The 248-nt window shown below is 29.4% G+C and carries 1 protein-coding gene; it reads right to left on the bottom strand.

The genetic code is table 11. The features are described 5' to 3' along the window. Positions 1-227 (bottom strand): hypothetical protein (locus ACYVTD_RS19150; RefSeq protein ID WP_461249162.1); only part of this gene is annotated, 227 nt, incomplete at its 3' end. Positions 228-248 lie beyond the last annotated feature (21 nt).

Raw genomic sequence — 248 nt, 5'->3', positions numbered from 1 at the left:
ATTTCTTTATTGATATTTTCTCTTGCTTTTTCTTCTTTACCCCATCGCCAAACAGTTTGTATCCCTTGAGATTTTGCAGGCATTACTTTAATAAATCCCTCTTTTTCTTCAAGAGCAATTTCAAGCAATCCATTAATATCTGCTTTTTTGGGATTAACATAAAATGGATAGCATAAGTTAGGACGATTTTTAATATTAAATTTTACGTTCCTATTTCTTAATTCCATTTAATTAAATCCGCCATATTC

Source organism: Treponema sp. R6D11 (genome assembly GCF_054786075.1).
Note: the sequence above shows the minus strand (reverse complement) of the source record. Positions and strands in the feature narration are given on the sequence as shown.